At 69.2% G+C, this 26,477-nt stretch carries 40 protein-coding genes, 1 tRNA gene and 1 pseudogene; 37 read left to right on the top strand and 5 right to left on the bottom strand.

Annotated features, from left to right (window positions below):
- Nucleotides 1–716: 716 nt before the first annotated feature.
- The 4 genes from ACFWQG_RS13300 to ACFWQG_RS13285 all read left to right on the top strand — a co-directional run bounded on the left by ACFWQG_RS13300 (nucleotide 717) and on the right by ACFWQG_RS13285 (nucleotide 6,293).
- Nucleotides 717–1,943 carry an ABC transporter substrate-binding protein gene (locus ACFWQG_RS13300; RefSeq protein ID WP_378508093.1) on the top strand — a complete coding sequence of 409 codons (1,227 nt, stop codon included), beginning with the start codon at nucleotides 717–719 and terminating at the stop codon, nucleotides 1,941–1,943.
- Nucleotides 1,944–1,970: 27 nt separating this feature from the next.
- Nucleotides 1,971–4,712 carry an ATP-binding cassette domain-containing protein gene (locus tag ACFWQG_RS13295; protein WP_378508092.1) on the top strand — a complete coding sequence of 914 codons (2,742 nt, stop codon included), beginning with the start codon at nucleotides 1,971–1,973 and terminating at the stop codon, nucleotides 4,710–4,712.
- Complete coding sequence (locus tag ACFWQG_RS13290) at nucleotides 4,709–5,449, top strand: ABC transporter ATP-binding protein (protein ID WP_378508091.1); 741 nt, start codon at nucleotides 4,709–4,711, stop codon at nucleotides 5,447–5,449. The genes ACFWQG_RS13295 and ACFWQG_RS13290 overlap by 4 nt, the downstream gene beginning before the upstream one ends.
- Nucleotides 5,450–5,537: 88 nt before the next feature.
- Nucleotides 5,538–6,293: a FadR/GntR family transcriptional regulator gene (locus tag ACFWQG_RS13285; RefSeq protein ID WP_378508090.1), complete on the top strand. Its 756-nt coding sequence runs from the start codon at nucleotides 5,538–5,540 to the stop codon at nucleotides 6,291–6,293.
- Between the two features lie 4 nt (nucleotides 6,294–6,297).
- Here ACFWQG_RS13285 and ACFWQG_RS13280 read toward each other — a convergent pair whose 3' ends face one another.
- The gene (locus ACFWQG_RS13280; RefSeq protein ID WP_378508089.1) at nucleotides 6,298–7,356 is read right to left on the bottom strand and encodes a DUF6777 domain-containing protein; all 1,059 of its coding nucleotides are present in this window, start codon (nucleotides 7,354–7,356) and stop codon (nucleotides 6,298–6,300) included.
- A gap of 109 nt (nucleotides 7,357–7,465) precedes the next feature.
- Nucleotides 7,466–8,980 (bottom strand): MFS transporter, encoded by a 1,515-nt coding sequence (locus ACFWQG_RS13275; RefSeq protein ID WP_378508097.1) that lies wholly within the window; start codon nucleotides 8,978–8,980, stop codon nucleotides 7,466–7,468.
- Between ACFWQG_RS13275 and ACFWQG_RS13270 the strand changes: the two genes are divergently transcribed.
- The gene (locus ACFWQG_RS13270; RefSeq protein WP_378508088.1) at nucleotides 8,979–9,257 is read left to right on the top strand and encodes a hypothetical protein; all 279 of its coding nucleotides are present in this window, start codon (nucleotides 8,979–8,981) and stop codon (nucleotides 9,255–9,257) included. The genes ACFWQG_RS13275 and ACFWQG_RS13270 overlap by 2 nt on opposite strands.
- A 108-nt stretch (nucleotides 9,258–9,365) precedes the next feature.
- Nucleotides 9,366–9,662 (top strand): annotated as a pseudogene (locus ACFWQG_RS13265) (SDR family NAD(P)-dependent oxidoreductase); the annotation flags it as partial.
- Between the two features lie 26 nt (nucleotides 9,663–9,688).
- Here ACFWQG_RS13265 and ACFWQG_RS13260 read toward each other — a convergent pair.
- From ACFWQG_RS13260 to ACFWQG_RS13250, 3 genes are all read right to left on the bottom strand, one after another.
- Nucleotides 9,689–10,837: a tyrosine-type recombinase/integrase gene (locus ACFWQG_RS13260; protein WP_378508087.1), complete on the bottom strand. Its 1,149-nt coding sequence runs from the start codon at nucleotides 10,835–10,837 to the stop codon at nucleotides 9,689–9,691.
- A 61-nt stretch (nucleotides 10,838–10,898) separates the two neighbouring features.
- Entirely contained in the window at nucleotides 10,899–11,348 is a 450-nt protein-coding gene (locus ACFWQG_RS13255) for a hypothetical protein (protein WP_378508086.1), read from the bottom strand.
- Nucleotides 11,335–11,802: a hypothetical protein gene (locus tag ACFWQG_RS13250; protein WP_378508085.1), complete on the bottom strand. Its 468-nt coding sequence runs from the start codon at nucleotides 11,800–11,802 to the stop codon at nucleotides 11,335–11,337. The genes ACFWQG_RS13255 and ACFWQG_RS13250 overlap by 14 nt, the downstream gene beginning before the upstream one ends.
- A 156-nt stretch (nucleotides 11,803–11,958) precedes the next feature.
- On the opposite strand from ACFWQG_RS13250, the gene ACFWQG_RS13245 reads away from it, so the two are divergent.
- From ACFWQG_RS13245 to ACFWQG_RS13095, 31 genes are all read left to right on the top strand, one after another.
- Nucleotides 11,959–12,183, top strand: coding sequence for a helix-turn-helix transcriptional regulator (locus ACFWQG_RS13245; RefSeq protein ID WP_378508084.1), 225 nt, complete (start codon nucleotides 11,959–11,961; stop codon nucleotides 12,181–12,183).
- A gap of 309 nt (nucleotides 12,184–12,492) precedes the next feature.
- Entirely contained in the window at nucleotides 12,493–12,717 is a 225-nt protein-coding gene (locus ACFWQG_RS13240) for a helix-turn-helix domain-containing protein (RefSeq protein WP_378508083.1), read from the top strand.
- Entirely contained in the window at nucleotides 12,714–13,523 is an 810-nt protein-coding gene (locus tag ACFWQG_RS13235) for a phage antirepressor KilAC domain-containing protein (protein ID WP_378508082.1), read from the top strand. The genes ACFWQG_RS13240 and ACFWQG_RS13235 overlap by 4 nt, the downstream gene beginning before the upstream one ends.
- A complete protein-coding gene (locus ACFWQG_RS13230; protein WP_378508081.1) occupies nucleotides 13,520–13,714 on the top strand; it encodes a hypothetical protein in 195 nt (64 codons plus the stop codon). The genes ACFWQG_RS13235 and ACFWQG_RS13230 overlap by 4 nt, the downstream gene beginning before the upstream one ends.
- A complete protein-coding gene (locus ACFWQG_RS13225; RefSeq protein WP_378508080.1) occupies nucleotides 13,711–13,995 on the top strand; it encodes a hypothetical protein in 285 nt (94 codons plus the stop codon). The genes ACFWQG_RS13230 and ACFWQG_RS13225 overlap by 4 nt, the downstream gene beginning before the upstream one ends.
- 27 nt (nucleotides 13,996–14,022) lie before the next feature.
- Nucleotides 14,023–14,148 carry a hypothetical protein gene (locus ACFWQG_RS13220; RefSeq protein WP_378508079.1) on the top strand — a complete coding sequence of 42 codons (126 nt, stop codon included), beginning with the start codon at nucleotides 14,023–14,025 and terminating at the stop codon, nucleotides 14,146–14,148.
- Nucleotides 14,142–14,267 (top strand): hypothetical protein, encoded by a 126-nt coding sequence (locus ACFWQG_RS13215; protein ID WP_378508078.1) that lies wholly within the window; start codon nucleotides 14,142–14,144, stop codon nucleotides 14,265–14,267. The genes ACFWQG_RS13220 and ACFWQG_RS13215 overlap by 7 nt, the downstream gene beginning before the upstream one ends.
- The gene (locus ACFWQG_RS13210; RefSeq protein ID WP_378508077.1) at nucleotides 14,264–14,638 is read left to right on the top strand and encodes a hypothetical protein; all 375 of its coding nucleotides are present in this window, start codon (nucleotides 14,264–14,266) and stop codon (nucleotides 14,636–14,638) included. The genes ACFWQG_RS13215 and ACFWQG_RS13210 overlap by 4 nt, the downstream gene beginning before the upstream one ends.
- Nucleotides 14,635–14,838: a hypothetical protein gene (locus ACFWQG_RS13205; protein ID WP_378508076.1), complete on the top strand. Its 204-nt coding sequence runs from the start codon at nucleotides 14,635–14,637 to the stop codon at nucleotides 14,836–14,838. The genes ACFWQG_RS13210 and ACFWQG_RS13205 overlap by 4 nt, the downstream gene beginning before the upstream one ends.
- On the top strand, nucleotides 14,835–15,050 hold the full coding sequence (locus ACFWQG_RS13200; RefSeq protein WP_378508075.1) for a hypothetical protein: 216 nt from the start codon (nucleotides 14,835–14,837) through the stop codon (nucleotides 15,048–15,050). Before ACFWQG_RS13205 ends, ACFWQG_RS13200 begins: the two co-directional genes overlap by 4 nt.
- 97 nt (nucleotides 15,051–15,147) lie before the next feature.
- The gene (locus ACFWQG_RS13195) at nucleotides 15,148–15,288 is read left to right on the top strand and encodes a hypothetical protein (protein ID WP_378508074.1); all 141 of its coding nucleotides are present in this window, start codon (nucleotides 15,148–15,150) and stop codon (nucleotides 15,286–15,288) included.
- Entirely contained in the window at nucleotides 15,285–15,842 is a 558-nt protein-coding gene (locus tag ACFWQG_RS13190) for a WhiB family transcriptional regulator (protein WP_378508073.1), read from the top strand. The genes ACFWQG_RS13195 and ACFWQG_RS13190 overlap by 4 nt, the downstream gene beginning before the upstream one ends.
- Nucleotides 15,839–16,726, top strand: coding sequence for a lambda-exonuclease family protein (locus ACFWQG_RS13185; protein WP_378508072.1), 888 nt, complete (start codon nucleotides 15,839–15,841; stop codon nucleotides 16,724–16,726). The genes ACFWQG_RS13190 and ACFWQG_RS13185 overlap by 4 nt, the downstream gene beginning before the upstream one ends.
- A gap of 2 nt (nucleotides 16,727–16,728) precedes the next feature.
- The gene (locus tag ACFWQG_RS13180; RefSeq protein WP_378508096.1) at nucleotides 16,729–17,028 is read left to right on the top strand and encodes a glutaredoxin family protein; all 300 of its coding nucleotides are present in this window, start codon (nucleotides 16,729–16,731) and stop codon (nucleotides 17,026–17,028) included.
- Nucleotides 17,025–17,906 carry a hypothetical protein gene (locus ACFWQG_RS13175; RefSeq protein ID WP_378508071.1) on the top strand — a complete coding sequence of 294 codons (882 nt, stop codon included), beginning with the start codon at nucleotides 17,025–17,027 and terminating at the stop codon, nucleotides 17,904–17,906. The genes ACFWQG_RS13180 and ACFWQG_RS13175 overlap by 4 nt, the downstream gene beginning before the upstream one ends.
- Nucleotides 17,903–18,694, top strand: a complete 792-nt coding sequence (locus tag ACFWQG_RS13170) for a hypothetical protein (RefSeq protein ID WP_378508070.1) — start codon at nucleotides 17,903–17,905, stop codon at nucleotides 18,692–18,694. The genes ACFWQG_RS13175 and ACFWQG_RS13170 overlap by 4 nt, the downstream gene beginning before the upstream one ends.
- Nucleotides 18,691–19,059, top strand: a complete 369-nt coding sequence (locus tag ACFWQG_RS13165) for a hypothetical protein (RefSeq protein ID WP_378508069.1) — start codon at nucleotides 18,691–18,693, stop codon at nucleotides 19,057–19,059. Before ACFWQG_RS13170 ends, ACFWQG_RS13165 begins: the two co-directional genes overlap by 4 nt.
- Entirely contained in the window at nucleotides 19,056–19,235 is a 180-nt protein-coding gene (locus tag ACFWQG_RS13160; RefSeq protein WP_378508068.1) for a hypothetical protein, read from the top strand. Before ACFWQG_RS13165 ends, ACFWQG_RS13160 begins: the two co-directional genes overlap by 4 nt.
- Nucleotides 19,228–19,593 carry a hypothetical protein gene (locus ACFWQG_RS13155; RefSeq protein ID WP_378508067.1) on the top strand — a complete coding sequence of 122 codons (366 nt, stop codon included), beginning with the start codon at nucleotides 19,228–19,230 and terminating at the stop codon, nucleotides 19,591–19,593. The genes ACFWQG_RS13160 and ACFWQG_RS13155 overlap by 8 nt, the downstream gene beginning before the upstream one ends.
- Before the next feature lie 483 nt (nucleotides 19,594–20,076).
- Nucleotides 20,077–20,598, top strand: a complete 522-nt coding sequence (locus tag ACFWQG_RS13150) for a hypothetical protein (protein WP_378508066.1) — start codon at nucleotides 20,077–20,079, stop codon at nucleotides 20,596–20,598.
- Nucleotides 20,599–20,848: 250 nt separating this feature from the next.
- A complete protein-coding gene (locus ACFWQG_RS13145) occupies nucleotides 20,849–21,211 on the top strand; it encodes a helix-turn-helix domain-containing protein (RefSeq protein WP_378508065.1) in 363 nt (120 codons plus the stop codon).
- A 223-nt stretch (nucleotides 21,212–21,434) separates the two neighbouring features.
- On the top strand, nucleotides 21,435–21,875 hold the full coding sequence (locus ACFWQG_RS13140) for an endonuclease VII domain-containing protein (RefSeq protein ID WP_378508064.1): 441 nt from the start codon (nucleotides 21,435–21,437) through the stop codon (nucleotides 21,873–21,875).
- Between the two features lie 104 nt (nucleotides 21,876–21,979).
- Complete coding sequence (locus ACFWQG_RS13135; RefSeq protein ID WP_378508063.1) at nucleotides 21,980–22,561, top strand: hypothetical protein; 582 nt, start codon at nucleotides 21,980–21,982, stop codon at nucleotides 22,559–22,561.
- Entirely contained in the window at nucleotides 22,558–23,220 is a 663-nt protein-coding gene (locus tag ACFWQG_RS13130; RefSeq protein WP_378508062.1) for a hypothetical protein, read from the top strand. The genes ACFWQG_RS13135 and ACFWQG_RS13130 overlap by 4 nt, the downstream gene beginning before the upstream one ends.
- Before the next feature lie 61 nt (nucleotides 23,221–23,281).
- Nucleotides 23,282–23,461, top strand: a complete 180-nt coding sequence (locus ACFWQG_RS13125) for a hypothetical protein (RefSeq protein WP_378508061.1) — start codon at nucleotides 23,282–23,284, stop codon at nucleotides 23,459–23,461.
- A 268-nt stretch (nucleotides 23,462–23,729) separates the two neighbouring features.
- A tRNA-OTHER gene (locus ACFWQG_RS13120) sits at nucleotides 23,730–23,812 on the top strand.
- 145 nt (nucleotides 23,813–23,957) lie between these two features.
- Nucleotides 23,958–24,203, top strand: a complete 246-nt coding sequence (locus ACFWQG_RS13115; RefSeq protein WP_378508060.1) for a hypothetical protein — start codon at nucleotides 23,958–23,960, stop codon at nucleotides 24,201–24,203.
- Nucleotide 24,204: 1 nt separating this feature from the next.
- Nucleotides 24,205–24,348, top strand: a complete 144-nt coding sequence (locus ACFWQG_RS13110) for a hypothetical protein (protein ID WP_378508059.1) — start codon at nucleotides 24,205–24,207, stop codon at nucleotides 24,346–24,348.
- On the top strand, nucleotides 24,345–24,635 hold the full coding sequence (locus ACFWQG_RS13105; protein ID WP_378508058.1) for an HNH endonuclease: 291 nt from the start codon (nucleotides 24,345–24,347) through the stop codon (nucleotides 24,633–24,635). The genes ACFWQG_RS13110 and ACFWQG_RS13105 overlap by 4 nt, the downstream gene beginning before the upstream one ends.
- 121 nt (nucleotides 24,636–24,756) lie before the next feature.
- A complete protein-coding gene (locus ACFWQG_RS13100) occupies nucleotides 24,757–25,086 on the top strand; it encodes a hypothetical protein (protein ID WP_378508057.1) in 330 nt (109 codons plus the stop codon).
- Between the two features lie 34 nt (nucleotides 25,087–25,120).
- Complete coding sequence (locus ACFWQG_RS13095; RefSeq protein WP_378508056.1) at nucleotides 25,121–26,473, top strand: terminase; 1,353 nt, start codon at nucleotides 25,121–25,123, stop codon at nucleotides 26,471–26,473.
- Nucleotides 26,474–26,477 lie beyond the last annotated feature (4 nt).

The following is a 26,477-nucleotide window of genomic DNA, read 5'->3' as shown; positions in this document are numbered from 1 at the left end:
CTACGCGATGGCCCGTCCTTGCTACGGGACCGACACGCGGCCGATCCTGCAGGTCAGGGTCTCACCCGATTCCCACCACCCCAGGGGACTCTCCCCGACCGTATCGCTGTCGGGGACTGGATCGAGCGGGTCTACAACCGGCGTCGTTGACACTCGGCGATCGAGATGATCGGTCCGGCCGAGTATGAGAAGTAGTTCACTAAGGCGGCAGGAGCCGTCTGACGCTGTGTCCGCTGGGCGGGGCCAACCCCAGGCATCAGCGGCGTGGCTTGGCGAGGTCAACTGCTTCCGGCCCGCGCTGACATGAGCAGGGGCTTCCGGATTGGAGAGTGGATTCGATTCGGTGGGGCGGCCGTCTGTTCCGCCGGGCTGTGTTGTTCGCGGCGCGAACCGTATGGCCGCCAGGCGTCTGAGCTTCCGCGGGGTCGCCAGGTCGCGTTCCGCTGGCAAAGGCTCCGGGTGGTCGATGTAATTGATGCACAACAATATTCGGAATTTAGCCGGACTGGTGAGCTTCGCGTAGCGGATTCGAACGCAATCGACGCGACATCGGCAATCGGATTTTGCGAATCCGCTCCCGCGACCCGCGTTGGCTTCATACGATGCTGCGAAATGCTGGGCGGAATGCCGTATTTCCGGTTTTCCGGGCGACGAGCTGGCGCTCCGGGTGATCGGGTACAGCCGACGCCCAGGTCCGTCGTCGTAAGGATGGTCCGTTGACCCGAACTTTTTCGCAGCGACTCGTTCCCGCCATTGCCTCACTGGCCGCCGCGGGCCTCGTGATCAGTGGGTGCAGCAGCAGTGACGCCGAGACGGGTGGTTCCGCCGCCACCGGCGAGCCGATCCGGGTCGGACAGATCATCCCGATCGAGGCGCCGGGCATCTCGGTGGCCAGCCAGGCCGCGGGACTCACGGCGGCGGTTGACGCGTTCAACGCGCGCGGCGGCGTCAACGGGCGCCCGCTCGAACTGATCCAGTGCGATTCCGTCGGCGACCCCAACAAGGAACTCGACTGCGTCGACAAGATGATCGCCGACGGCGTCGTCGCGACCCTCGCGGACTTCACCGCCGCCTCCCCGCAGGCGGTGTCGGAGAAGCTCGCGAGCGCGGGCATCCCCCGGATCGGCATGAACCCCATGAACATCGCCGACTTCACCGCGCCGAACGTGTACACCCCGTTCTCCGGCTCACTGCTGACCCTGTTCGGCACCGTGGACACCCTCGTCGCCAACGGGAAGACGAAGTTGACCCTGATGCGGCCGGACCTCCCGGTCACCGCGATGCTCAACCAGTTCATCGGCCCGTTCGTGCAGTCGAAGGGCGCCGAGATCGTCAACGAGGTCGCCGTCGGTGCAGGCGCCACCGACTACACCCAGTTCGTGGCCGCTGCCGAACGCAACGACGCGCAGGGCGTCATCATGGCGCTGACCGCGACCGAGTCGAACCAGATCGCGGAGGCGTTCAACCAGCTCGGATCGAAGCTCAGCTTCGCGCTCGCCGCCACCGGATTCACCCAGACCGATCTGCAGAACCTCGGCGACTTCGCGACCACCTCCGTGTACACCAGCCCGGTGCCTGCGCCGTCGTCGAGCACGGACGACTTCCCGGGGTTGGTCGACTTCCTGGACGACATGGAGGCATCCGGGGACGCCGACCTCGAACGGTCGGAGCTCAACGGAACCGAGATCTTCTCCTGGCTGTCGGTGCGGGCATTCGGCGAGGTCGCCGAGGGGCTCGACACGATCAGCGCGAATGCGGTGGCCCAGGGCTTCATGAACGCGAAGGACCTCGACATGGCCGGGCTCGTCCCGGCCTGGACCCCGAACGCGACCGAGCCGTTCGGCATCTTCCAGCGGGTGTCCAACTCGAAGATGTATCGGATGAGCTTCGACGGTGACGTCGTCGTCACCGACCCGAACCAGTACGACCTGCGTTCCCAGTAGCGCGGACCACCCGATCGGGGAGCGGTGATGACGGAGTTCGTGCAGTTCGCCATCCTCGGGCTCGGCGCCGGAGCGGCCTACGCCCTGCTCGCGCAGGGAGTGGTGCTGGTCTACCGCGGGTCCGGGGTGGTGAACTTCGCGCAGGGTGCGATCGCCATGGTCGCTGCCTACCTGTGTGTGGAAACCCTGCAGCGTGACCAGGATTGGCCGATGTGGCTCGCGATCGCCACCGCGGTCGCGGTGGCGGGCGCGATCGGACTGGTCTTCCAGCTGACGGTGCTGCGGTGGCTCGCGAACGCCGCCCCCATCGTGCGGCTCGCGGCCACCCTCGGCCTGCTGGTGATCCTGCAATCGGCGGTCCAGCAGTTCTACGGGTCGAAATCCATTCGGGTGCGGGCCTTTCTGCCGAACGACGCCTACCACTGGGGCGGAATCGTCGTGCAGCAGGACCGGCTGATCCTGCTGGGCATCGCGGTTGTCCTGACCGCCCTGCTGTGGGCGGCGACCCGGTTCACCCGGGTCGGGCTGGCGATCACCGCGGCCGCGGAGAACGAGCGAGCGGCCGCGGCGCTGGGCTGGTCGCCACAGCGTCTGGCGGCGCTGACCTGGACCGTCGGCGGCGCACTCGCCGGCGTCGCCGGAATCCTCGTCGCCCCACTGACCGGCCTGACGCCGACCGCGTTCGTCGTGATCGTCACCGTGTTCGCGCTCGCCGCCGCCCTGCTCGGCGGCTTCCGATCGTTCCCGCTCACCCTCCTCGGGGGACTTGTCCTCGGTGTCGGCGAGAGCCTGGTCGTGCTCTACCAGGACCCGATCCGCGAATTCCTGCACATGCCAACCCTGACCGGGATCAACCGGGCGGTGCCGTTCCTTGTCATCCTGATCGTGCTGGTGGTGCGGGGCAAGGGCCTACCGTTGCGGAGCCACGTCTCGGAACGCCTCCCGCGCCTCGGCTCGGGCGCCGTCCGTTGGCCCGGGCTGGTCGTCGCCGTCGTGATCGCGGTGATCGCGGTCGCGTTCAGCGGCGACTGGTTGCGGTCGCTGACCCTGACCCTGGCCGCGGCGGTGTTCCTGCTGTCGATCGTCGTGGTCACCGGGTACGCGGGCCAGCTGTCGTTGGCGCAGTACACGGTCGGCGGGCTCGGCGCCCTGATCGCCGCCCGACTCGTTGGCCAGGCCGGGTGGTCCCTGATCCCGGCCGCGATCGTCGCGGTGGCCGCCGTCGTTGTGGTCGGCGTGTTGTTCGCCCTGCCAGCACTACGCACCCGCGGCGTCAACCTCGCCGTCGTCACCCTCGGGCTCGGATTCACCGTTCAGGAAATGGTGTTCGGCAATCCCGCCCTCACCGGGGACAAGCTCGACAACTCCGTCCGGATCCCGAAGTTGACGCTGTTCGGCGTCGATGTCACCGCAACGACCCACCCCGAACGGTGGGCGCTGCTCTGCCTGGCGGTCCTCGTGGTCGTTGGCGTGATCGTTGCGAACCTGCGCCGCTCCCGGACCGGGCGCAGGCTGATCGCGGTCCGCACCAACGAGCGCGCGGCCGCGTCGCTCGGAATCAGCGTGTTCACGGTGAAGATCTATGCCTTCGCGCTGGCCGCCGGAATCGCGGCGGTCGCGGGAATCTTGCTGGGGCTGCGTAATTCGGCGGTGACATACGTCGAGTTCAACGCGTTCGCGTCGATCAACGCGGTGGTCCAGACGGTGACCGGCGGCCTCGGATACGTGATCGGCGGCATAGTCGGGGCCCTGCTCGGGCCCGGCGCGATCGTCAGTAGGGCACTGTCCGACGGATCCGGCAGTGGCGCGCTCGCGACGCTGATCGGGGGCGTCGTCCTGATCGTGATCCTGCTCGTCAACCAGAACGGCATCGCCGACATGCTGACCAGGGTGGCCCGCGCGATCCGTCGACGCCCCCCGATATCGGCGCTGCCCGCACGGTCGAAAGGCCCGCAGGCGCAGCAACTCACCACCGAGGTGGACACGTCGACCGTCCCGGCGGCCCCGCTCACGGTCCGTGGGCTTGGCGTCCGATTCGGTGGGGTCACCGCCGTCGACGATGTCAACCTGACGGTCCGACCGGGCGAGGTCGTCGGCTTGATCGGGCCCAACGGGGCTGGCAAGACCACGGTCATCGACGCGATCACCGGCTTCGTGGCACCGGCCGCGGGCAGCGTCGCGCTCGGTGCCGACGACATCACCGGATGGTCGACGGCCCGCCGCGCCAGGTGCGGTCTGCGTCGCTCCTTCCAATCCCTCGAACTGTTCGAGGACATCACCGTTGGCGACAACATCCACGCAGGCGCCGATGAGGCGACCCGCGCGGGCTGGCTGACCGATCTGATCTGGCCGCGACAACGACCACTATCGGCGACCGCGTCGACCGCGGTCCTCGACTTCGGGCTCGCCGACGACCTGTCCGCGATGCCGGGGGAGTTGCCGTATGGGCGGCGTCGACTCGTCGGGATCGCCCGGGCCGTCGCGTCGGGACCGTCGGTGGTCTTGCTCGATGAACCGGCCGCCGGGCTGGACGATGCCGAGAGTCGTGAACTTGCGCAGTGCATTCGGCGACTGGCCGATGAGCGCGGTGCCGGGGTGCTGCTCGTCGAGCACGACATGGGGCTGGTGATGTCGACGTGCGACCGGATCGTGGTGCTTGAGGCGGGCCGGGTGATCGCCGCGGGCGACCCCGACACGATCATGGCCGACGAACGGGTCCGCGCCGCGTATCTGGGCACCGACGACGAGACCACGGGGGCGCTGTCATGACCACCACCGCAACCGAACGGACCACCGGGGAAACCGTTCTCGACTGCGCCGGGCTGGACGCCGGGTACGGCGGCGCGGTGGTCTGCCGCGGCCTGGACCTTCGGGTGCGGGCCGGTGAGGTCGTCGCGCTGATCGGCGCCAACGGTGCCGGGAAGTCGACGACGATGCTGACCGTCGCGGGCGAACTGGCCCCGCTCGCCGGCACGGTCAGCGTCCTCGGGTCCGATGCCGGGACCTCCCTGGCGGCCCGGGCCCGGCGCGGTCTGAGCTACGTCACCGAGGAACGGTCGGTGATCATGGGCCTCACCGCGGCCGAGAACCTGAAGCTCGCAGCCGTGCCCGCCGACGCGGCCTGCGCGATCTTCCCGGAGCTGCGGCCGCTGCTCGGCAGGCAGGCCGGCCTGCTCTCCGGTGGCGAGCAACAGATGCTCACCCTGGCCAGGGCGCTCGCCCGAAACCCTCGACTGCTGCTCGCGGACGAACTGTCGCTCGGCCTTGCGCCGCAGATCGTCGCGCGCCTGCTCGCCGTGGTGCGGGCCGCCGCCGACGAACGTGGGGTCGGTGTCCTGCTGGTCGAACAGCACGTGCGTCAGGTGCTGCAGGTCGCGGACCGGGTGTACGTGATGCGACGGGGGCGGGTGATCGTTGAGGGGACCGCCGCGGAGATTGCCGCCGATCTCGACACCGTTCGGCGGGCGTACCTGTCCGGGGTCGCCGACGACGAGACACCCACCTGAGCTGGCAACAGCCGATCAGGTGAACCCTTGTACGGTTGGTGCGTCGTATCGGCCTGCCAGGGCGGGCCGCGGATCGAAGAGGGGTGTCGTGGGAGTGGCTGCGAAGTCGTCCGTCGTCCGGGTGCCGAAGGCCGGTGAGCTGGTCGCGGCCAGCCTGCGCCGCCGGATCATCACGGGTGAACTGGAGGTCGGCGACCCGCTGCCCAACGAGGCCGCGCTCATGGAGCAGTTCGGCGTGTCCCGGCCGACCCTGCGGGAGGCGTTCCGCATCCTCGAATCCGAGTCGATCATCACGGTGCTGCGGGGCGCGCATGGCGGTGCCCGGGTCCTCGCGCCGGACTCGGCGGCGGCCGCCCGCTACACCGGGCTGCTGCTGCAGTATCGCGGTGTCCCCCTCGTCGACGTGTACCGGGCTCGGGCGGCGCTGGAGGTGGCCGCGGTCGGGACCCTTGCGGACGGCGCCCACGACGCCGAGCTCGACACCTTCGAGGCGCTGGTGGAGATCGGGGCTGACCTCCTCGACGACGCGGAAGCCTTCTCCCGGCACGACGTCGATGTGCACCAGGCCCTGATCGAGTTGGCGGGCAACCAGACGCTGGCGGTGCTCGCGGGCATGGTGGTGCACATCATCGACGCCCATCACGCGTTGTTCATCGCGTCCCACGGTGGGGCGAACGAGCGGCCCGCCGCCCGCGCCGCGCACCGTGCGTACCTTCGGGTGCTCGGCCTGATGCGGGACGGCGACACGGTCGCGGCGCAGACCTTCTGGCGCAAGCACCTCGACGCGATCGAGACCTACATGATCGGCGACTCCGAGACCACCCTCGTTGAGGTGCTCACCTAAAGTCTCACCGCGGCACCGGGATCACCAGCGGAGGCAGACCCGGCACCTCGACCCGGATCTCGGCGGGCGGGGCCGGTGGCGGTGGCGGCTGTGGCACCACGACGGGCTCGGGTGCAGGCTCGGGCGGGGCCGGAGCGGGGGGCGGCGGCGGCTCCGGCGCGGGGGGAGGCGCAGGCGCTGGCACTTCCGCGGCCGCGCGCCGCGGCGCCTGCTCGACCGGAGCGGCCTGAACCGGGGCGGGTGCCGGTGCCGGGGCCGCGGGCGGGATCGTCGGTGCCGGAGTCGGGCCAGGGGGACCGGATCCGACCGGGACCGCGGTCAGCGCGCCGGTGGCGATGTCCACCACCGACACCATGCCCATCGCATCGAGCGACGGCCGCACCACCAGGATCCGATCGGGGTCGAACCCGGGCCAGGGTACGACGTTCGGGGTGGGGTTCACATCCGAGGTGGGGGTGCTCAGCGGTGTCCCGTTCGCGCACCGGACCCGCGGGATCCCGTGGTCGTCGATCAGGACGATCGTCCCCGCCTCGAGCACCGCGTCCCGCGCGGTGGTGCGTCCGTCGTCGAACCCGTGGCCGGTGACCCGCGTGTCCGCCCGAAGCAGCACCGGTGTCAGGGCGTCCACGTAGCCACGCACGTCCGAGACGCCCTGCACCTCGGACCAGGCCGCCAGCTTCACCGGATCGTGCTCGAGGTCGTCGACGAGTCGTGCACTGTCGCACAACGGGCGCTCGAGGCTCCCGCCGTAGAGCCCGCCGCGGTCGCCGGTCACCACCGGCGTGGTGTCGGCGGGTAGTTCGCTGCCCGGCGGGCCGGGTGGGACGATCGTCGGCGTCTGCGGTGGCAGCAGGACATCGGTCCACGGAAGCTCGCCGTCCTGGATGGTGGTGAGCAGGGCGACCGGCTCCGGGTCGGTGCCGCGCTGGGAACATCCGGTCGCGGCGACGGCGACGCACGCGACCGCGGCGAACCGGACCGGCCACCCCTGGTGGGAGCCGGTGGTTGCGACGGTACGGTGGCGGGCCCGGTGAGCGGCCCGCCCGCCATTGTCGGGGGCCACCCGGCCAGCGTAGGCGCTCCGGTGGCGGGGTGCCCGTTGACCGCGCCGGGTCCGCGGGTCGGAGTCGTCGATCCGCTGGCCGGGGCCTGCGCGGTCCGGTCGACCTGCGCTACCGCGCGGAGCCCGCGCCCACCTCGACCCGGGCCGAAGCGGTGGGCTCGCGCTCCGGGGCCCGGCGCGGGATAAAGAACGCGACGAGCAGCGCGATGACGGCCGCGCCGCCGCCGATCAGGAAGGTCACCACGAACGCCTCCCGGGTCGGCACCTCGACCGGCCCGTGCTGCTGCGTCATCGAGGTGAGCACGACGGTCATCGCCGCGGCAGCGAACGACGTTCCGACCAGACGCATCAACGAGTTCAGTCCGTTGGCCGCGCCGGTCTCGCGGATCGGGACGGCACCCATGATCAGCGCGGGCATCGCCGCGTACGCGATGCCGATGCCCGCGCCGATGATGGTGGAGACGACCGCGAGCTGCCAGATCGAGTTCATCGCGACGGCACCGATCAGATACCCGGCGGCGATGACCGTGGTGCCGACCATCAACGTGACCCGGGGGCCGTGGCGTCGGGTCAGGCGTGCGGAGACCGGGGAGAGCATCATCATCACGATGCCTGCCGGTGCCATGCACAGGCTGGCGGCCACCATCGACCGGCCCAACCCGTATCCGGTCTCCGGCGGTGCCTGCAGGAGCTGCGGCACCGTCAACGAGGTGGCGTACATGGCGAATCCGGTGAGGACCGAGGCACCGTTGGTCAACAGCACGGTCGCGGACGCGGACACCCGAAGGTCGACGAGCGGGTCGGTGGTCCGCAGTTCGATCGTGCCCCACATCAGGAAGATCACGATCGACGCGCCGAGCAGCCCGAGCGTGAGCGGGCTCGTCCACCCCCACTGCGCCCCCTTCGTCAGGGCGAGCAGCAGGGCGACCAGGCCACCGGCAAGGCCGATCGCGCCGGGGTAGTCGAAACGTCCCGGCGTCCGGACGGCGGACTCGGGCACCAGCACCGCGACCGAGATCGCCACCAGCGCACCGAGGATCGCCGCCGCCCAGAACAGGGCGTGCCAGCTGTAGCTCTGCGCGGTCCAGGCCGCGACGGGCAACCCGATCGCGCCACCGACCCCCATCGTCGAGCTCATCACCGAGATGGCCGAGGCGACGCGCTCCCGCGACAATTCGTCGCGCAGGATGCTGATGCCGAGCGGGATGGCGCCGGTCGCGGCTCCCTGCAGTGCCCGTCCGATGATCACCGGGGTCACGGTGCTGCTCAGCGCGCACACCACCGACCCAACGACCAGAAAGGCCATGGAAATCAGGATCATTCGCCGCTTGCCGACCATGTCGCCGAGTCGCCCCGCGATCGGGGTGACGACGGCGGCGGCGAGCAGCGTCGAGGTGACCACCCAGGAGGCGGTCGCCGAGGAGGTGTTCAGCAGGTCGGGCAGCGCGTGAATCAGCGGAACGACGAGGGTCTGCATCAGCGACACGACGATGCCCGCGAACGCCAGCGTCGGAAGGATGAGGCCTGCCCGGGAATCGGGTCGGGCGGCAGGGGGATCGACGAGGGTCACGGGTCTCTCTCTGTGCGTTCGTCGCGGCAGGAACGAACGCCCCCCGCGTTGCATGTGCACCGTACACACCGTCAACCGTCAGACCGCTGCGCTGGTCCGGTCCGGCCTTGCCGAGAAGATTCCGGACCCGGACGGGGGCACGGCGCGTCGGCTGCGGCCGACCCCAACCGGCCTCGCCGCGTTGCGCCGCGACCGCACCAGGAACATCACCGGCATCGACGATCTCGTCGGCGGCTGGACCGATGCGGACCGCACCGACCTCGTCGCGCTGTTGCGGCGGCTGAACGAGGAGATCGAACGGCGTCAGGGCGTGCACTGGCCGCGGACCTGACCGCGACCGGCCGGAGTCGGCTCGCCCCGTCGGCGGCCGATGCTCTTGTACCGTGGCGTCCGGCCGAGGCCTCGGCCCGTAGCGGACACCGAGTGGGGAGTGGAACACATGGGCATCAACGACGGACGCGTGGTGATCGTGACCGGTGCGGCGGGCGGAATCGGCCGCGAGCACGCACTCGAATTCGCGAGGCAGGGCGCGAAGGTCGTCGTCAACGATCTCGGCCCGGCGGAGGCCGTTGTCGAGGAGATCAGGGCGATGGGCGGTGAGGCCGTCGCCAACAAGGACGACATCTCCGACTTCGACGGTGCTGGCAGTCTGGTGCGGACCGCGATCGAGGAGTTCGGCACCCTGCACGTGCTCGTCAACAATGCGGGCATCCTGCGGGACAAGATGTTCGTCAACACGTGCGTGTCCGCCGGTATCGCCAGCTAGACCGAGGTGCCGCCCGCCTCACTCTGGGGGTCGGTCCCGCGCTCGTCCCGCATCAGTATCGAGTCCACGGCCGCCCGGGTCCGTTCATCCTCGCCCGGCCACAGGTGCGTGTACACCTCGAGCGTCGTCGTCGGCGACGAGTGCCCCAGGCGCTCCTGGACCGTCTTCACCGACGCCCCGGCCTGGATCAGGGTGCTCGCGTAGAAGTGGCGCAGCGAGTGCCACGTCACCGCGTCGTCCAGGCCCGCCTTCCGCCGCCGCGCGTTGATCGCCTTCCCGATCGCCGTCGATGACCACATGCCGTCGCCGCGGGTGCGGAACACTGGCATGTCGCGGGTCTCAACCGGCCGCGCGGCCAACTCCTCGGCGAGCGTGTCGATCGCGATCTTCGGCAGCGGGATCGTCCGTAGCGACCCGTCCGTCTTCAAGCCGCGCCACGCGAACTCGGTGGTGTCGGCCTCCGCCTGCTCGCACACGTCGATCTCCTTGCGCAGGAAGTCGATCGACCGGACCCGCAGGCCGCCGATCTCACCCGCGCGCAGACCGGTCGCCGCGGAGACGACCATCATCCGCGCGAGCGTGGGGAAGTCGGACGCCGCATCGACGAGCGCCCACAGCTGCTCGACGGACAGCAGCTCGGCCGTGCGCACCGGCTGCATCCGCCGGCCTCCCTCGACCTTCGGCATCGGCGACTTCCGCAGGAGGCCGTCGTCGACAGCGCGCTGCAGGCACCCGCCGACCTGACCGCAGTAGTTCTTCACGGTGGACTCGGCGAGCGGCTTACCGTCCGCCCAGGCGCGGCCAGCGAGAAGCCCAGCACGCCACTCGCGGATGAGGGTCGGCCGCAGCCGACCGAGCTCGACGTCGCGCAGCGCGCCGAGGTTCGTGCCGATCTGCTCGCGCACGCGCTTCGTGCCGCTGTTTGTGGCGGACTTCTCCCAGTCTGCCCAGAGCTGCCCCAGGGTGATGGTCTGCGCGTTCGGGTCGATCCAGTCGTCGTGGCGCATCTCGCGCAGCCGCTCGGCGACCCACGCCTTCGCCTCACGCTGGGTGTCGAAGGTCTTCGACCGCTCCCGGCTGTCGGGCCCGCGGTACCGGCCGACCCAGCGGACCTGGCCGCCGCGGACCCGCTTCTGTACGCTCATCCTGTCCCCTCCAAGGACATTCGGCCCCCACCTCGCGCCTCGAGGTGGGGGCCTACTTCGTTCAGTGCACCCAGTCGCAGTCTGCCAGGGCTGCGGTGATCTGCGCTCGCTCGGCCGGGGTGAGCGAGGCGAGGCGGACGTTCAGCGCGTGCTGGTCGGTCCACACCTCGTCGGCGAGCTCGACGCCGGTGACTCCCCGGCACCAGCGCAGCGCGTCGATCAGCAGCTCGACGGTGATGAGGCGGCGGGCCGCGATGATGTCGACCGCCCGCTCCTCGCGCGCCTCGAGCACCGCGTCGACCGGGACGATACCGCGCTCGACGTGCGCGCACTCGTGCGCGAGGGCTGATCGTCGACTGCGCTGGGTCAGATCCCGGTCGAGAAAGATCCGTCCCCCACCATCCCAAAAGCCGGCTTCCTCGTCGGGAAGCCGGCAGTTGGTGATGATCTCGATCGCAGGGTGATGGTCGCGTGCGTGTCGCCAGGGGTGATGCCGTCTAGAGCCCTTCATCTGGCGTCTCCGGGTAGACCTCCTTGACCCGGCGCGACGCGGCGCCCCTCATTCGGCTGGTGTCGAGCACTCCGTCTGGTCGCATGGGCAGATTGTGCACCTCGGCATCGCGACTGTCTGTCATCTCGTCGATCGGAGTTTCGAAGGCCGCGTGCTCGCCGCCGAGCTTCATGCGACGGAGGACCTCGTCGGCGATCTGCTCATCGCTAACCTCGCGCAGCGCGGTGATGGGGTCGATCTCGCGGGCGAACTCCTCGGCAAGGTAGCCGGTGGAGACCAGGGCGCCGACGGGATGCTTGCCGTAGGCGAGCGCGATAGCGATGACCGCCTCCGCTGGGAGCTCGCCGCGGTCGACGTAGTTCGCGAGCGAACGCGGGGCGATCCCGGACCGGCGTGCGGCGCTGCGCACGCTCTCGTCGCCCCACATCGTCTGCATCCATTCGGTGTGATCCATGTGCGCCACTATGCCAACCGCATGGCAAGTGTGCAAATTTGGCACAGCCGTAACCCGCGCAAACGACACGCGTTAGCCAATTCCTTGCTAGCCAGGCACACCATGTGCTTAACTGGATCACGCCAGACCAGATCGGCACAGCGAGGAGGTGAAGACATGATCCGACTAGACCCCGAGGTCCTCGACGCGACGCGAGAGATCTACCACCTGAGCAGCGACGAGAAGCTCGCCCACAAGCTCGGGATCTCCGGTAGCACCGTCGCCAACCTCCGCGCCGGGAAGACCGCGCCGACGATCGCCACCCTCATGGCGATCAAGAAGGCCACCGGTCGGCCCCTGGACTCCCTCGTCCAGGAGATTCCGGACAGACACGCCGCCTGACCGCGGCCCCGCATCCGCCGCATCGTCGGCACGCTCTTTGAGAACTCCACAGCAGACCCACCTCGGCGCCACATACGGCCCGCCCGACGACGTCGGGGAGAACACGGTGACCACACGCTCATGGAGCCCCCTCCCGCGGTCCGCGGCCTGGGGGTGCGCCGGACGGTAGGCAACCAGCGTCGGGGTGGGTGACCAGCACGACGGCCCTCGTGTGACTTGCGAGGGCCTATTTCGTCGTGCCCGAAAACAGAAGCGCCGCCGATGCTTTCGCAGAACATCGGCGGCCTGTGACCCACAGAGGAGGTCGAGTTGACCACCACAGACTATCCCATCCCGCCCGCGATCCGCCCCGCGCTGACCGCGGCCGACGTCGCCGAGCGGCTGTCCCTCGCCCCGACCGCCGTCTACCGGCTGTTCCGGCGCAAGAACCACCCGCTCCCGCACATCCGCACCGGCGGGATCCGCGTCCAGCCCGACACCTTCGAGCGCTGGCTGCGCGAGGAAGAGCAGATGAGCACCAGGAGGAAGAGTTGACCGAGCTAACCCTGGTCTACGACCAGTCTCCGTTCGACGCAATCCGCAAGGTCCGCGCCGACGGCACCGAGTACTGGTCCGCGCGAGACCTGATGCCCGTGATGGGCTACGCCCGATGGAACGAATTCAAGAACCCGATCGACCGCGCGATCAAGTCGGCTGAGAACCAGAACGCCAACACTGCAGACCTTTTCAGGCGATCGACTGAGAAGTCCGGCGGTCGCCCGGCCGAGGACTACGAGCTGTCCCGCTTCGCTGCGTACCTCGTCGCGATGAACGGCGACCCGAACAAGCGGGAGGTCGCCGCGGCGCAGGCGTACTTCGCGATCCGCACCCGCGAGGCGGAGGTGGCACCCGCCCCCGCGCTCACCGGGCCCGAGCTCATGGCAACCGCGCTCCTCGAGGCGGCGTCCACGCTCAAGGCGAAGGACCGGCAGATCGCCGAGCTCGAGGCGCCAGCGAAGGCATGGAACAACCTTGCCTCCGCGAACGGCCACTACTCGGTCGCCGAGGCCGCGAAGATCCTGTCGCAGGACCCCGCGATCTCGACGGGCCGCGACCGCCTGTTCGACTTCATGGCCCATCACAAGTGGATCTTCCGCCACCAGGGCAAAAGAGGCGGCTGGGAGGCGTACCAGACCGCGGTCGACAACGGCCGCCTGTACGAGCGCCCCGCCACCCCGTTCCTGAACTCGAAGACCGGCGACTACGAGCTTCCCGCGCCGACGATCCGCGTGACCGTCAAGGGCATCGAGAAGCTGCGCGGGCTGCTCGGCGGCACGGGCGAGATCGAGGTGAACGCATGACCGCCACCGACTTCCGCCTGCACCGCGAGCCCCGCGAGGTAGCCCCGAAGGTGCACGTCGGCATGGGCACCGTCGCGGACGACTCGACGCGGATCTACCTGCACGCCAACAACGCCGAGCTGACCAGGCCGCAGGTGCTGCGGCTGATCGGCGAGCTCGCCACACTCGCCGGAAAGGGCACCGACCAGTGAGCCACCTCCTGTGCATCGAGTCCGCGGCCAACCACGCGAAGGTCCCGCCGTTCGCGCTGGCCGTCGCCTGCGGCCTCGGACACCTCCCGCACCTGCACACCCCCGACGGCGTGCACATCGAGTCCGACGACCTCGACGACTGGATGACCGCCAACCAGATCGACGACCTCACCGCCGACTTCGGCGACGAAGCCCCGGGCATCGGCGCGCTGCTGCTGGCCGCGGCCGTCGTCCTCGCCGGCATCGCCGCGGCCCTCGTCGGCTACTGGCTCGGCAGCTGACCACACCCACCCAAGGAGACCTTTCGCATGTCGACTTTCTTACGCCGTAAACCCGCCCTTGACCTGGGCGCCAGCGCGGACCGGCCGCGCACGGTCCCGGTCGTCGAGATCATCGCCCGCATCCGCGCCGAGCAGGAGGCCGCGTCGTGCTGACCGCGATCCTGCAGGTGCAGATGGACCTCATCGGTGAGGCGCTGGCCGCCGGCGACCTGACCGCCGCGGGCCGCGAGTCCGCGGTGCTGCGCGAGATCCTGCGGGGGTGGGCCGCGTGACCACCCTCGAAGACTTCGATGCCCGCGAGATGCGCGCCCTCGCCCGCGAGGAAGCTCGAGACGAGGCCCGCGAGGCCGCGGCGGCGAACGTCGCCCCGGCGTACTCGTTCGTCGACGCGCCGCCCGCGAGCAAGAACAAGATCGGCCGGTCGATCCCCGAGTACCGGGTGAAGATGATCAACCTCGCGCGCCGGAACCCGGGCCGCTGGCTCGAGTACCCGTCGACGCCCGCGGACTCGTACACCGCCAAGCAGTCGGCCTCGTTCGCGAGCGACATCCGCAAGGGCAAGCGTGGATTCGCGGGCGGCGCATGGGAGGCGCAGGCCCGCGGCGGCGTCGTCTACCTCCGCTACCTCGGCGAGGACGCGTGACCGCCCTCGGCCTGTTCGTCGACTGCGTCCTCCCGGGCTGCGCCTCGCCGGTCGCCTCGGTCGGCGAGGTGTGCGGCGGCTGCCGGACCGCGTTCGGCGACCAGCTGCGCGCAACCGGTCGACCTGCGTTGACGGCCGACGAGGTCGCCGAGCGCGACCGGTCGACGCGGCTCGCCTACGGGCGGCGGGGGTTCGCGTGACCCTCGCTTGCGACATCTGCACCAGCCCGATCAATCAACACGGCGGCATCTGCCACCGCTGCCGTCTCGCCTACTGCCTCGAGGTCGACAGCACGGCCTCGAGGCGGTGCGCGGCCGACAAGGGCCACGGCGGCGACCACTACACCACCGACGACCGCGGCGAGATCACCCACCGCTGGGGTGCTGGCGGCGTCGCGCGGGAGGTCGGCTGATGCGGCCGTTCGACCCCGACCTCGACGACCCCTGCGACCTCTGGGACGCCGTCGATCGCGCCTACGACATGACCCCGTACAAGAACGGAGAGACCTTGTGATCCCCTGGGATTGCCCCGACTGCGGCACCATCCGCAACGCACCCTGCGGGCCTGTCTGCCTGCCCGCCGCCCGCATCGACCTGCGCGAGTTCAAGGCCGCGCGGCTCGCCACTGAGCGCGCCGAGCTCGAGCTGTGAGCGGCCTCTGCACCGGCCGCGACCCCGAGATGTGGTTCCCGGTCGGCTCCACCGACACCACCCGGCGGGCGGCGGACAAGCCGATCGCAGTCTGCCGCCGCTGCCCCGCACGCAGCGGATGCGCCCGCGCCGCACTCGACCTCGACATCCATACCGGCATCTGGGCGGGGATCTGGCTCGACGACCCCGAGGTGGCACCGTCCGTGAAGCAGGCCGCGCTCGAGCAGGTCGCTGTCGGCATCGAGCCCGGCGAGCTCGAACGCACCCCGGTCCGCCGCATCCTCCGCGAGTGCACCGGCCCTTGCGGTCGGATGACCCGACCACACGGCAGCACCATCGAGCAGTATCCCGACACCGTGCGGCGCCACGCGCGCGGCATGTGCCAGCCGTGCGCCCGGGCTCGAAGCCTCGAGGAGGTCGACGCCGAACGCGCCGAGCGCCGAGTGGTTGTTGAGCGGATGACCCGCCGCGGCATCGCCGCGCACCGGATCGCCGAACATCTCGGCGTCACCGAACGCACCGTCCAGCGAGATCAGAAGGTGGTGAACGCATGACCATCGAAGTCGGGTCACCCGAATGGCTGAGAACGCCGACAGCCAGCAAGATCCCGAGCATTCTCGGCATCTCGCGCTTCAAGAGCCAGTTTGCGCTGTGGCACGAGATGGCCGGCCTCGTCGAGCCCGAGCCGCCGTCCGAGTCCACGCAGGAGCTGTTCGACTACGGGCACGCTGCCGAGCTGGCCGCGCGCGAGTACTGGCTGCGGCGAAACCCGCGCTGGCGGGCGTCGCAGAAGGAGGTGCAGTACCAGGCCACGCACCTGCCTGGCATCCCGCTGGCCGTCGCGACGATCGACCGCCGCGGCTCCCTCGGCGGACGCCGCCGCATCATCGAGGTCAAGACAGCTCAGTCCGCGGAGGACTGGGGCGACGACGGCAGCGGCATCGTGCCGTCCGACTACGCCGCGCAGGTCCTCTGGCAGATGCTCGTCTCCGGCATCTACGCGGCGGACCTCGTGCTGTGGCCGCAGTACGGGATGCCGCGCATCTATCCGATCGAGTGGGACGTGGCGGTCGCGGACGCGATCGCTGGCCGTGTCGCCGAGTGGGTCGCATCCCTCGAGGCGGGCACGCCTCCGCCGCTGGACAACACGGTCTCGACGTACTCGTGCCTGCGGCGCCTGCACCCGGATATCGAGCGGGACGCCGAGGTCGAGCTGAACCCCGGCCTCGCGTCCGAGTATCTGCGCACCGTCGCCGACCGGAAGCTGCTCGACGCCGAGGAGCGCGGCCTGAAGAACCGCATCCTCGCCGAGATGGGCAACGCCCAGTACGCGATGTGCCACGGCCACAAGATCGCCGACCGCCGCAACGCCCGCGGCGACACCGTCTCGCTCTACGCCAACACGAAATCTGAGTTCCTCGAAGGAGTGCCCGCGTGACCATGCCTATCCCGATCGTCGTCTACGGCCAGCCCGGCTGCCAGGGCTGCAAGATGACCGTCCGCCACCTCGACAAGCAGGGCACGCCGCACCAGTACCGCGACGTCACCCTCGACGCGGACGCTCGCGCCGTAGTCGAGCGACTCGGCTACCGCGCCCTGCCGGTCGTCACCGCCGGCGACATGCACTGGCACGGCTACAGCCCGGACCGCCTCAATCGGCTCGCGAACCTCGACGCCTTCGCGCCCGACCTCACCGACCTGGACCAGCTCGCCGAGCAGTACCTGAAGGAGATCGCATGACCAGCAACGAGATCGACACCTACACTCAGCCCGCGCAGCTCATTCTCGCCGACGTCGACCCCTCGGACCTCGCACTCGAGCGTATCGAGAAGCAGGCCCGGGCCATGTCCGCCGCGCACCAGCTCGGCACCGCACTCGCCGGTACCGACATGGTCCCCGCCGACTACAAGGGCAAGCCCGACAACGCGACCGCAGCGATCCTGTTCGGGGCCGAGCTGGGGCTGACCGCGATCCAGTCCCTGCAGAACATCTTCGTCGTCCGAGGGAAGCCCGCGATGTACGGCCGCACGATGGCAGCCCTCGTCGTCGCCCGCGGACATCACCTCGCCGAGGTGGAGACCAGCCCCGAGTCGGTCACCTGGGCAGGGCGTCGCGCCGACAACGGCCAGGAGTTCTCGGCGACGTGGACGATGGACCGCGCGAAGCAGGCGGGGTTCCTCTCCAACGAGAAGTACGCGAAGCAGCCCACCGAGATGCTGCGAGCGAAAGCGCAGACCGAGGTGTGCCGGACCCTGTTCGCCGACGTCCTGCTCGGCATGTCGCACTCGGTCGAGGACCTGGACCTCGAGCAGCCGCCGATCCAGGCCACGGCCGAGCGGGTGCGCAGCAAGGCGAAGGGCGTGGCGGGCGTCAGCGCGGCGCTCGGTATCACCGCCGCACCCGAGCCGGAGACCGCGCCCGAACCGAAGGGTGCGACGACCGCGGACATCAAGAAGCTCGACGCCGCACTGACGGCCGCGGGCATCACCGACCAGGACGAGCGCCGCACGTTCCTGTCGGCACGCGTCGGCCGCGACCTGGCCGCCGCGAAGGACCTCACCCGCGACGAGATCGCCGCGGTGGTCGCGTTCGTGCAGACCGGAGAGGAGAAGGCATGACCACCCTTGACCCGCACCGTGATCCGGGTGCTGATGATGCTGCCGAGTGGCGGCGCCCGGCGGACGCGCTGACCGCTGATGAGTACCGCACCGCGACGAAGGTGCTGCGGAACCTCCCTCCCGGTTTCGGCTCCTACGACGGTCTCGCGGACGGATGCGAGCGGAAGGCTAACCTTCTCGACGCCGAGGCCGCCGAGACTGCGTTCGTGGAGGACCTGGCGGAGCGGATGCTCAGCGACCACGAGGGCGTGGGGTCGGCGTGGAAGTACGCCGCCGAGCAGTGGCGCGAGACGTGGCGCCTCACGGCCCAGTCTGCGATCGAGCGACTCCGCCCTGTCGCGGAGTGGCTGATCGCGGAGAGGCTATGGAAGGTGTCACTGGAGATGCCGACGGAGCTGCCCGGGCTGGGGCGGGACTTATCGCACCTATGGATGGTGTCGGCCGAGGATGGCGCCATCTGGTACGGGGATTCCGAGGAGAAGGCTCGGAGTCTCGCCCAGTCGTGGGCTGATTCCACCACTGACACGAAGGTCACGATCACCCCTCCGGTTTGGGGAAAGGGAACCCATGGGTGGGTCGTCACGGTTGGCGCACCCGAGCAGCCTGCGCCCCGCACGTGGTCCAGCCTCGACCAGGTGCCACACGACGTGGTGGTGACGGACCGCGACGGCGCGGAGGTCATGCGCAGTGTGTTCGGGTGGCGCAAGCTTCCGGTTGGCGTGAGGCGTCAAGGATTATGGGAGTCCGCTAGCCCTGAGCGTGGCCCGTTCACCGAGGTTCTCCCGTGACGCCGGTGGAGGTGCTCGCCGCGCACCGCGAGGAGAGTCGCCTGTTCAGCATGGCGGATGAGGGGTTCTCGATCATCCTCTGCGCGTGCGGTGCCGAGCTCGAAGGCGGGGCAGCTCACGCCGCCCATGTCCTCGACGCCCTCGCCAAGGCCGGGCATGTGGTGGTCGATCTGCCGGAGCCGGACATTGACAACGGCCGTCAGAAGGTGTGGACGTCCTCTATCGCCGACGTGATCTTAGGCGAGTATATGGGCGTCCTAATCGACTGGTCGGACGCCGATGACTCGCCGACGCCCGATGAGCTGCGCGCACTGGCCGCTGCCCTCCTCGCCGCTGCTGTGGCCGCCGAAGGAGGGAGGGCGTGAGCGCCTGGGACCGGTTCATCAACGACCCCGAGTTCATGGCCTACGCAATCCTGCTCGCGCTGTTCGCGATCGGACTGATTGTGTCGGTGTGTGGGCTCGTGAACGCAGTTCTCGACATCGCTGTCCCGGCTGCTCGGGAGTGGCGACAGAAGGCAAAGGAGGCCCGCAATGTCTGATCTGGCATCCCGCGCCCAGGCTCGCGAGAAGCTGGCGCGGGCGATCCACGCCAGCATGTGTCACATCTCGTGGGAGGACTGCGTCGAAGAGGAGCGGACGTGCTTCCGTGCCGCCGACGCTGTGCTCGCCCCGAAGGCGTTCGCTCGTCTGGCTGGTCTGCTCGGCTACGTGAAGGCGGACGGCGAGCGATGGGCGATCTGCGAAGAGGATGGATCGCTGGAGCTTGGCGACTACGACGGCGGGTTCGAGACACGCGCGGAAGCGGAGTCGTACCGCGCCCGCTGGTTCGATCGCGACACCCCACTCACTGTCGTACGCCGCCAGTTCGGCCCGTGGGAGGTGGTGGCTGGTGAGTAGCCGCGTGCGGTGGGGTGTCGCTGATCGCGGGAAGATGCGGCACCTCGCAGTAAGCGGCGCGCAGCGGAGCCTTGATGGACTATCCGAATGGGCGCTGTGTGGGGCGGCATGGGTACGCACCCACCCCATCCCCAACAGCGCTGCACTGCCCGAGTGCCCGCGCTGCCACCGATCCGTCGACAAGGCCACCCGCGCATGCACCGGAGTCGAGACCTGCACCGCCAAGATCCACATCCACGGATGCTCGGAGGACTGGGGCTGCTGCAACCGGATGGGAGCACACGATGTCGAGTAACCGGTGGCGGGTGCGGGCTGTCCGCGCCCGAGACGGCCGCATGTACGGATGGGAGGTGCTCAACTGGAACTCCGGAAATTGGTTGCACTGGGCCACATTTGGAAAGCCATACCACGTCCGCGCGATGGACTACGCAAACCACTACGCCCACCGCGACCACATCCGAGCCGAGAGAGAAGGGGTACGACATGACCAGGGATGAGATCCGCACGGAGATCGCCGAAGTGATCGCCGAAGCCATGCATGACCCTGACAGTGAGTGCTACGTCCGTGTCGATGACCTGACCGAGGTTCGCGTCGACGGATACCTCGACCTCACCCCGGTCGCTGACGCGATCCTCGCGCGTTGGCCGCATATCACCGGCCCCGAGCAGGTGACCACCCGCGAAGAGTTGGAGGCACTGCCCGTCGAGACCGTCATCCGTGACCGGAGCGGGGAGGTGTGGGAGGCGTGGCAGGACGACGAGCACAATGACCGACTGCGCGCCGAACTCGCCGCGTCGGTCCGTGAGCGGGACGCGCAGCAGGTGCTGCTCGACCAGGCCCACGCCGACGTCGCCACACACCGGGCGACCGTGGCGCGGGTGCGGGAGCTGGTGGACGGACTCAACAGTCGGCAGTGGACCCCCGCCCACGACGCCCTCACGACCGGGATGGCGGAGGAGATGGCGGCAGTCATCCGCGCCGCACTCGACGGACCGGAGGCGTGATGGGCTACTGCCACTGCGGCCGCCGCACCATGTACGCCGTCGCAGAAGCGGGCCGCTGGATCTGGCTATGCGACCGACACCGGGACAACTGATGGGCACCATCCGCTGCCCCGTCTGCTGGCGCCCCGTCGCACCACACGCGACGGGGCGCACCCCAGCCCACAGAGACACCCTCGGCCGCCCCTGCCCAATGAGCGGGAGGCAGGCCCCAGCAGACGATTTCGACACCTGATGGAGGTGAACACAACTCATGCCAGTCGACGATGCCCCGCAACCGTGCGATCGGTTCGACTGGGAGCGGGTAGTGCGCCGCGTCTCCATGCCCACCGGAGCCAAGTTCGTGGCGCTCACCCTGGCGACCTACGCAGACGGAGACGGAACCCGAATCCGTCCGTCGAATGCGCGCCTCGCCAACGTCATCGAGAAGTCGGAGCGAACAGTCGAGCGCAGCATGGCGTGGCTACGGTCGGCCGGATTTATCGCGGTGACTTCTCGCAAGAATCGGTTCGCGGGGCAGGCGAACGAGTACCGGTTGACGCTGCCGGCGGATGTGCTCGAACTGATGGTGCTCGACCCGAGTGATCAGCCGTCCACGGAGCCTGATGCGGCGTGAATCGGCCTGTGAATAACCCTGTGGATAAAGGGGTCTCAACCCGACATGGGTGTCGGGTAACTCGAAGGGGTTACCCGACACCAGTGTCGCTACATACCCGACATGGGTGTCGCTACATACCCGACACCAGTGTCGGGACACCAGTACATAGACCAACCACTACCAGTCCAGTAACCACTACTCGGCTTGAGAACCTGACTCACGACCGCGCGAGAGGCCACGGATGAACAACCCGATCTCGATCCGACGATGCAAGGTCTGCCCGGCTGGATCGAAGCGTCCCGCACCGCATCCCGGGCCGCGGTGCTCCACCCACCACCGAGAAGCCCTCAGATCCCGCAGGAGCAACGCACACGGCCGCATGGTCACTCGTACCTACGGAATCGGCCCCAACGCCTACATGGCGATCCTGGCCGCCCAGAACGGCACCTGTGCGATCTGTCAGCGAGCCACCGGTGCCACGAAGCGCCTCGCCGTCGACCACGACCACACCTGCTGCCCCGGCAAGACCTCGTGCGGGAAGTGCGTGCGGGCGATAATTTGCCAACCTTGCAATGTGGGCGTCCTCGGCCACCTGAGGGATGACGTCGAAGCCCTGAAGCGGGCTATCGCAGTGATTCAGGACCGCCCAGCGCAAGCCGTCATCATGGGGCTTGACGAATGAAACGGGCTGCACCGCAAGGTAGAATGAGTCGTGGCCGGAGGTGCTACCAACACGCTCCGGCCACTGACCCACCCACTTCGACTACAGCGAAGGAGGGGCTAGCAGTGAATGCTACCCAAACCTGCTCCATCGACGGATGCGAACGAAAGCGGAAGTACGCAAAGACCGGATGGTGTCAGACCCACTACCACCGGTGGCGGAGGAATGGCGACACCAGCACCGTCCGCACAACCGCCTTCGGTGATCCGTACAAGCTCGTCTATCGGTCCGTCCACCTGAGAATCCATCGACTCTGGGGCCATGCCAACCAATTCCCCTGCGTCACATGCGGCCAGGCCGCGAAGGAATGGGCGTACGACGGCACGGACCCGACTGCCAAGGATGAACTGATCGCCGGTCAATGGCCGGTCAAGTTCTCGGTCCACCCGGAGTTCTACTTCCCGGCCTGCTACCCGTGCCACCGCGCTCTCGACGCTGGCGCGCGAGCGGCCCGACGTGAGCGATGCGGGAACGGCCACGAGTTGACGCCGGATAACACCTACGTGAACCCATCCAAGCCGGGCAGTCGTGAGTGCCGCGCCTGCCGCAAGTCGCGCAGCGCTGAACGGTACCTACAACGTAAGGCGGCGCGAGACCGGCCCGCGCAGGCCGTGCTCAACGCCCTCGACCACCAGGAGACCGAGTGAGCGAGCTGTTCTTCGTCACGAACGCCGACATGCGCACGCTCAAGGCGCGTCTCGAGGAGATCCCGGAGCTGGTTGAGGATCTTGCGATCACGATCACGCGCCAGGACCACATCGGCTCAGGCGTCGCGGGCATCAACGATGGCGCCGACGAGCAGCCGCTGCCGATCAACCTCGAGGCGTCCGAGGTCGCCGATGATCTGCGCGGCACGATCGTCGGGTGGGTCAACCACACCTGCCAGTCGCGCGGGATCGCCTACCCGGGCGGTCCGTCCACCCCAGCCCTTGCGATATGGCTGGCTCGGCACGTGACCTCGCTCGCCATGACCGAGGGCTGCGAGGAGGCGCTCGACGAGATCACGCACGCCATGAGCCGCGCGCGCCGTGCGTGCGATCCGATCCGAGAGAGACGCGAACGCACTGCCGCAGAGGTGCTCGAGGCGCACATGCGAGCACCAGCGCTCAGGGTCACGCCGATGCAGGCGGAGGCGCTCATGCCCGAGCTCGGGTACCCGACGCTCAGGGCGGCCACGGTCCGGCAGTGGCGCAAGCGCGGCAAGGTCGAGGCCGACGCGGGCGGCCGATACCTACTCGGCGACCTGATGGCGCTGTGCGCTCAGCGTGTTGACTTGACAGGTGTCACACACGGCGAAGTAGGCTAGCCGCGAGGCGCGATTGGTGACACCACCGGTCGCGCCTTCTGCGTACCCAGAGGAGGTCGACATGGATCCCATCGGTGCGATCACCTCCATCACGGCTGGCGTCCTGCGACGCATCGCCGACGCCATCGAGGACCAGGCGCCCAGCGTCGACCTGGCCCAGCCGATCGTTGTGCACATCGCCAGCGTCACCATCACCGAAACCGCCACGCGCCCGACGCTGTTCGGGCGCAAGAAGGAGTGACCAATGCTCAACGTCAGCCTCGACCTGTCCGGCCTGTTCGACGCCATCCTCGGCCTGCTCGCCACCGGCAGCGCCAATGCCGAGACCGCCAGCCTCACCGCGGGCGCCGGCGAGTAGCCACCCGAGACCGCGGCACACCGCGCGCCTATCGACGGCGCGACCCTCCGGGATGGTGCCGCGCTGGCCGTCGACGTGCTGCCCCATGGGAGGCGCCCGACGGTCGAACGCCCAGCCCTCGCCCCGAGATCGGCGGCGAGGGCTGGGCCACGCCTCTGAGTTATCAGGACGCAACCGGCCCGCCTCGGCGGGTGGAGGACGGAAGAGCGGGTTCGAGTCCCGCCGGAGGCACCATCGCCCGCGTCAACGTCGGCCCACGCTGGGATCAGGGTTAGCACCTTGGCTTACGACCAGCGACCGGGAAGCGAAGCGCACCCATCACCCGCTGTATCCGGCAGGTGCAGCTGCGCGGGCGACCACACCACATCGAGGAGGTTCGATGGACCAGCAGCGCATCGAGATCGACAGCATGGGCATCCGCGTCAACGGCCGCGAGATTCCCGGATTCATCCTCGCCGACAGCGTTACCGTCGCCCCCTGCGACAAAGGTTCATCCCGAGTGACCCTCAGCCTGTACGCCGACACCGTCGACATCGACACCAGCGCGCCGCCGATCGACGCATCGTCGTTCATGCGCTGCCGCTGCGGCAGCGCCATCCCATGCCAACACTGCAGCGAGCAGTGATATGCGACAGCGCCTCGAGGAGCTGCGCGAGCAGCTCGGCCGCGCACGCATGGACGACGACACCGAACAGGTGATGCGGCTCGCGGTCGAGATCGAGCAGGAGACCGCACGGATGCACGAGGCGCAGCAGCGGCGGGCGCGATGAGCAGCGGGCGCAACACGGCAACGCGAGACCGCCACCGCCGCTACGTCGCACGCGGTAAGCCGCCATGCGGACTGTGCGGCAGCGAGATCGACTACACGCTTCCGCATCTTGACCCCGGCGAGTTCGTCGTCGACCACATCACCCCGCTCGCACTCGGCGGCGAGGACACCCTCGACAACAAGCAGGCGGCACACCGCCGCTGCAACGAGATCAAGGGCGCCAGGGCAACCGAGGACGTCGGACCGATCCAGGCCCCGCGGCTGTTCGTCACCGCCCGGCGGTGGTGACCGGAGCCGCACCCCCCTGGGGGGTGACCCCCGCGGGCCAGAGCCGCCCCCTCCGGCATAGGCGGTCTTCTACATACCGCCGAAACCCCCACCCGCCCCACCGCCCCCCGAGGAGGTCGACATGCCACCTCGCAAGCGCGGTGCCCTCGCGGCCGTGCCAGACGAGCCCGCCCCAACGAAGCGCTCATCGACGAAGCGGCCGCCCACCGTCTCGTCGGCCGCCGACACCGGCACTCGTCGAGACGTGCTCGTCGCCCAGCGGCGCGTCCTCGCGAAGGCGATCGACGATCCCGACACTCGCCCCCGCGAACTCGCGCAGCTGTCCCGGCAGATGCTGGCCATCGACCAGGAGGTGCGCGCGATCGACGCGGCGACCACCGACGAGGAGGCTGCCGATGACTTCGCCGTCGAGTCGGCCTCCGACGAAGCCTGGGACAACTCGGCTATCTGAGGTCGCGCGGCACATCGTTCAGCCCGAAGGGATCGTGTCGACAGCGTGGCCGCGGGTTCGCGCGAAGTGCGGCCAGATCGGTCTCGGGTTCGACGGATGGCAGGACGGCCTCGGCCGCCTGATCCTGGCCAAGCGCGAGGACGGGCTGTATGCCGCGGATACCGCGGTGGTGTCGATCCCACGACAGGTCGGCAAGACGTACCTGGTCGGCGCCATCGTGTTCGCGCTGTGCCTCATCACTCCAGGGCTCACCGTGGTATGGACGGCGCACCGGTTCAAGACGGCCCGCGAGGTGTTCGGGTCGATGCAGGGCTTCGCGGTTCGCCGCGAGATTGCGCCCCATGTGGCCAAGGTCTTGCGGGGCGCCGGCGACGAGTCGATCGTGTTCCGCAACGGCTCGCGGATCCTGTTCGGTGCCCGCGAGCGCGGCTTCGGTCGAGGCTTCTCCAAGGTTGACGTACTCGTGTTCGATGAGGGGCAGATCCTCGGCGAGGCCGCGATGGACGACATGACTCCCGCGACCAACGTCTCGCCGAACCCACTGATCCTGATTGTCGGGACCCCACCCAAGCCGACCGATCCCGGCGAGGTCTTCACGATGCTCCGGCAGGAGGCGCTCGACGGAACGTCATCGGAGACGCTCTATGTCGAGATGTCAGCAGACGAGGATGCCGACCCGGACGACCGCGCTCAGTGGCGCAAGGCGAACGCCAGCTACCCGCACCGCACACCTGAGCGTGCGATGCTGCGTCTCCGGAAGGCTCTGAGCCTCGACAGCTTCCGGCGCGAGGCGCTCGGGGTCTGGGATCGAATCAACAGGCACGCCGCGGTCATTCGCGCCGCGCACTGGTCCAAGCTCACCGATCCCGGCCCAGGTGACGGAGTGAGGCCGACCGGGATCGGCGTCGACATGTCGCACGCGCGGCAGATCTCGGCGGCGGCGTGCTGGCTCGACGGCGAACAGGCTCACGTGGAGGAGGTCTGGGCGGGGGTCGACGAGGACGAGGCCGTGCTGTGGCTCGCGAAGCGGGCAGGACGGCGCATCCCGATCGTCATCGACACGGCATCGCCTGCGGCGTCGATGATCCCGGCGCTGCGAGCCCGCCGATGCAAGGTGATCCAGTCCAGCGCGGGCGACATGGCGAAGGGCTGCGGCCTCGTCGTGTCGAAGGCGATGCACGGGCGGCTGACCCACGGCGGCCAGCAGGCCGTGAGCGACGCGATCGAGGGCGCGCGTAAGCGGGCGATTGGAACGGCTGGCGGGTGGGGCTGGGACCGCCGCGACGAAACTGTCGACATCGCCCCGATCGTCTCCACCACGCTCGCACTACTCGGTGCGACGACCGTACGACAGAGAAGCGGAAGCAGCGGCGCCGCGTTCGCGTGAGGAG

The organism is Rhodococcus sp. NPDC058532, from assembly GCF_042719255.1.
In the GTDB taxonomy this organism is placed as follows: Bacteria; Actinomycetota; Actinomycetes; order Mycobacteriales; family Mycobacteriaceae; genus Rhodococcus_G.
The sequence above is the reverse complement of the archived record's forward strand: the minus strand, read 5'-3'. Positions and strand labels throughout refer to the sequence as shown.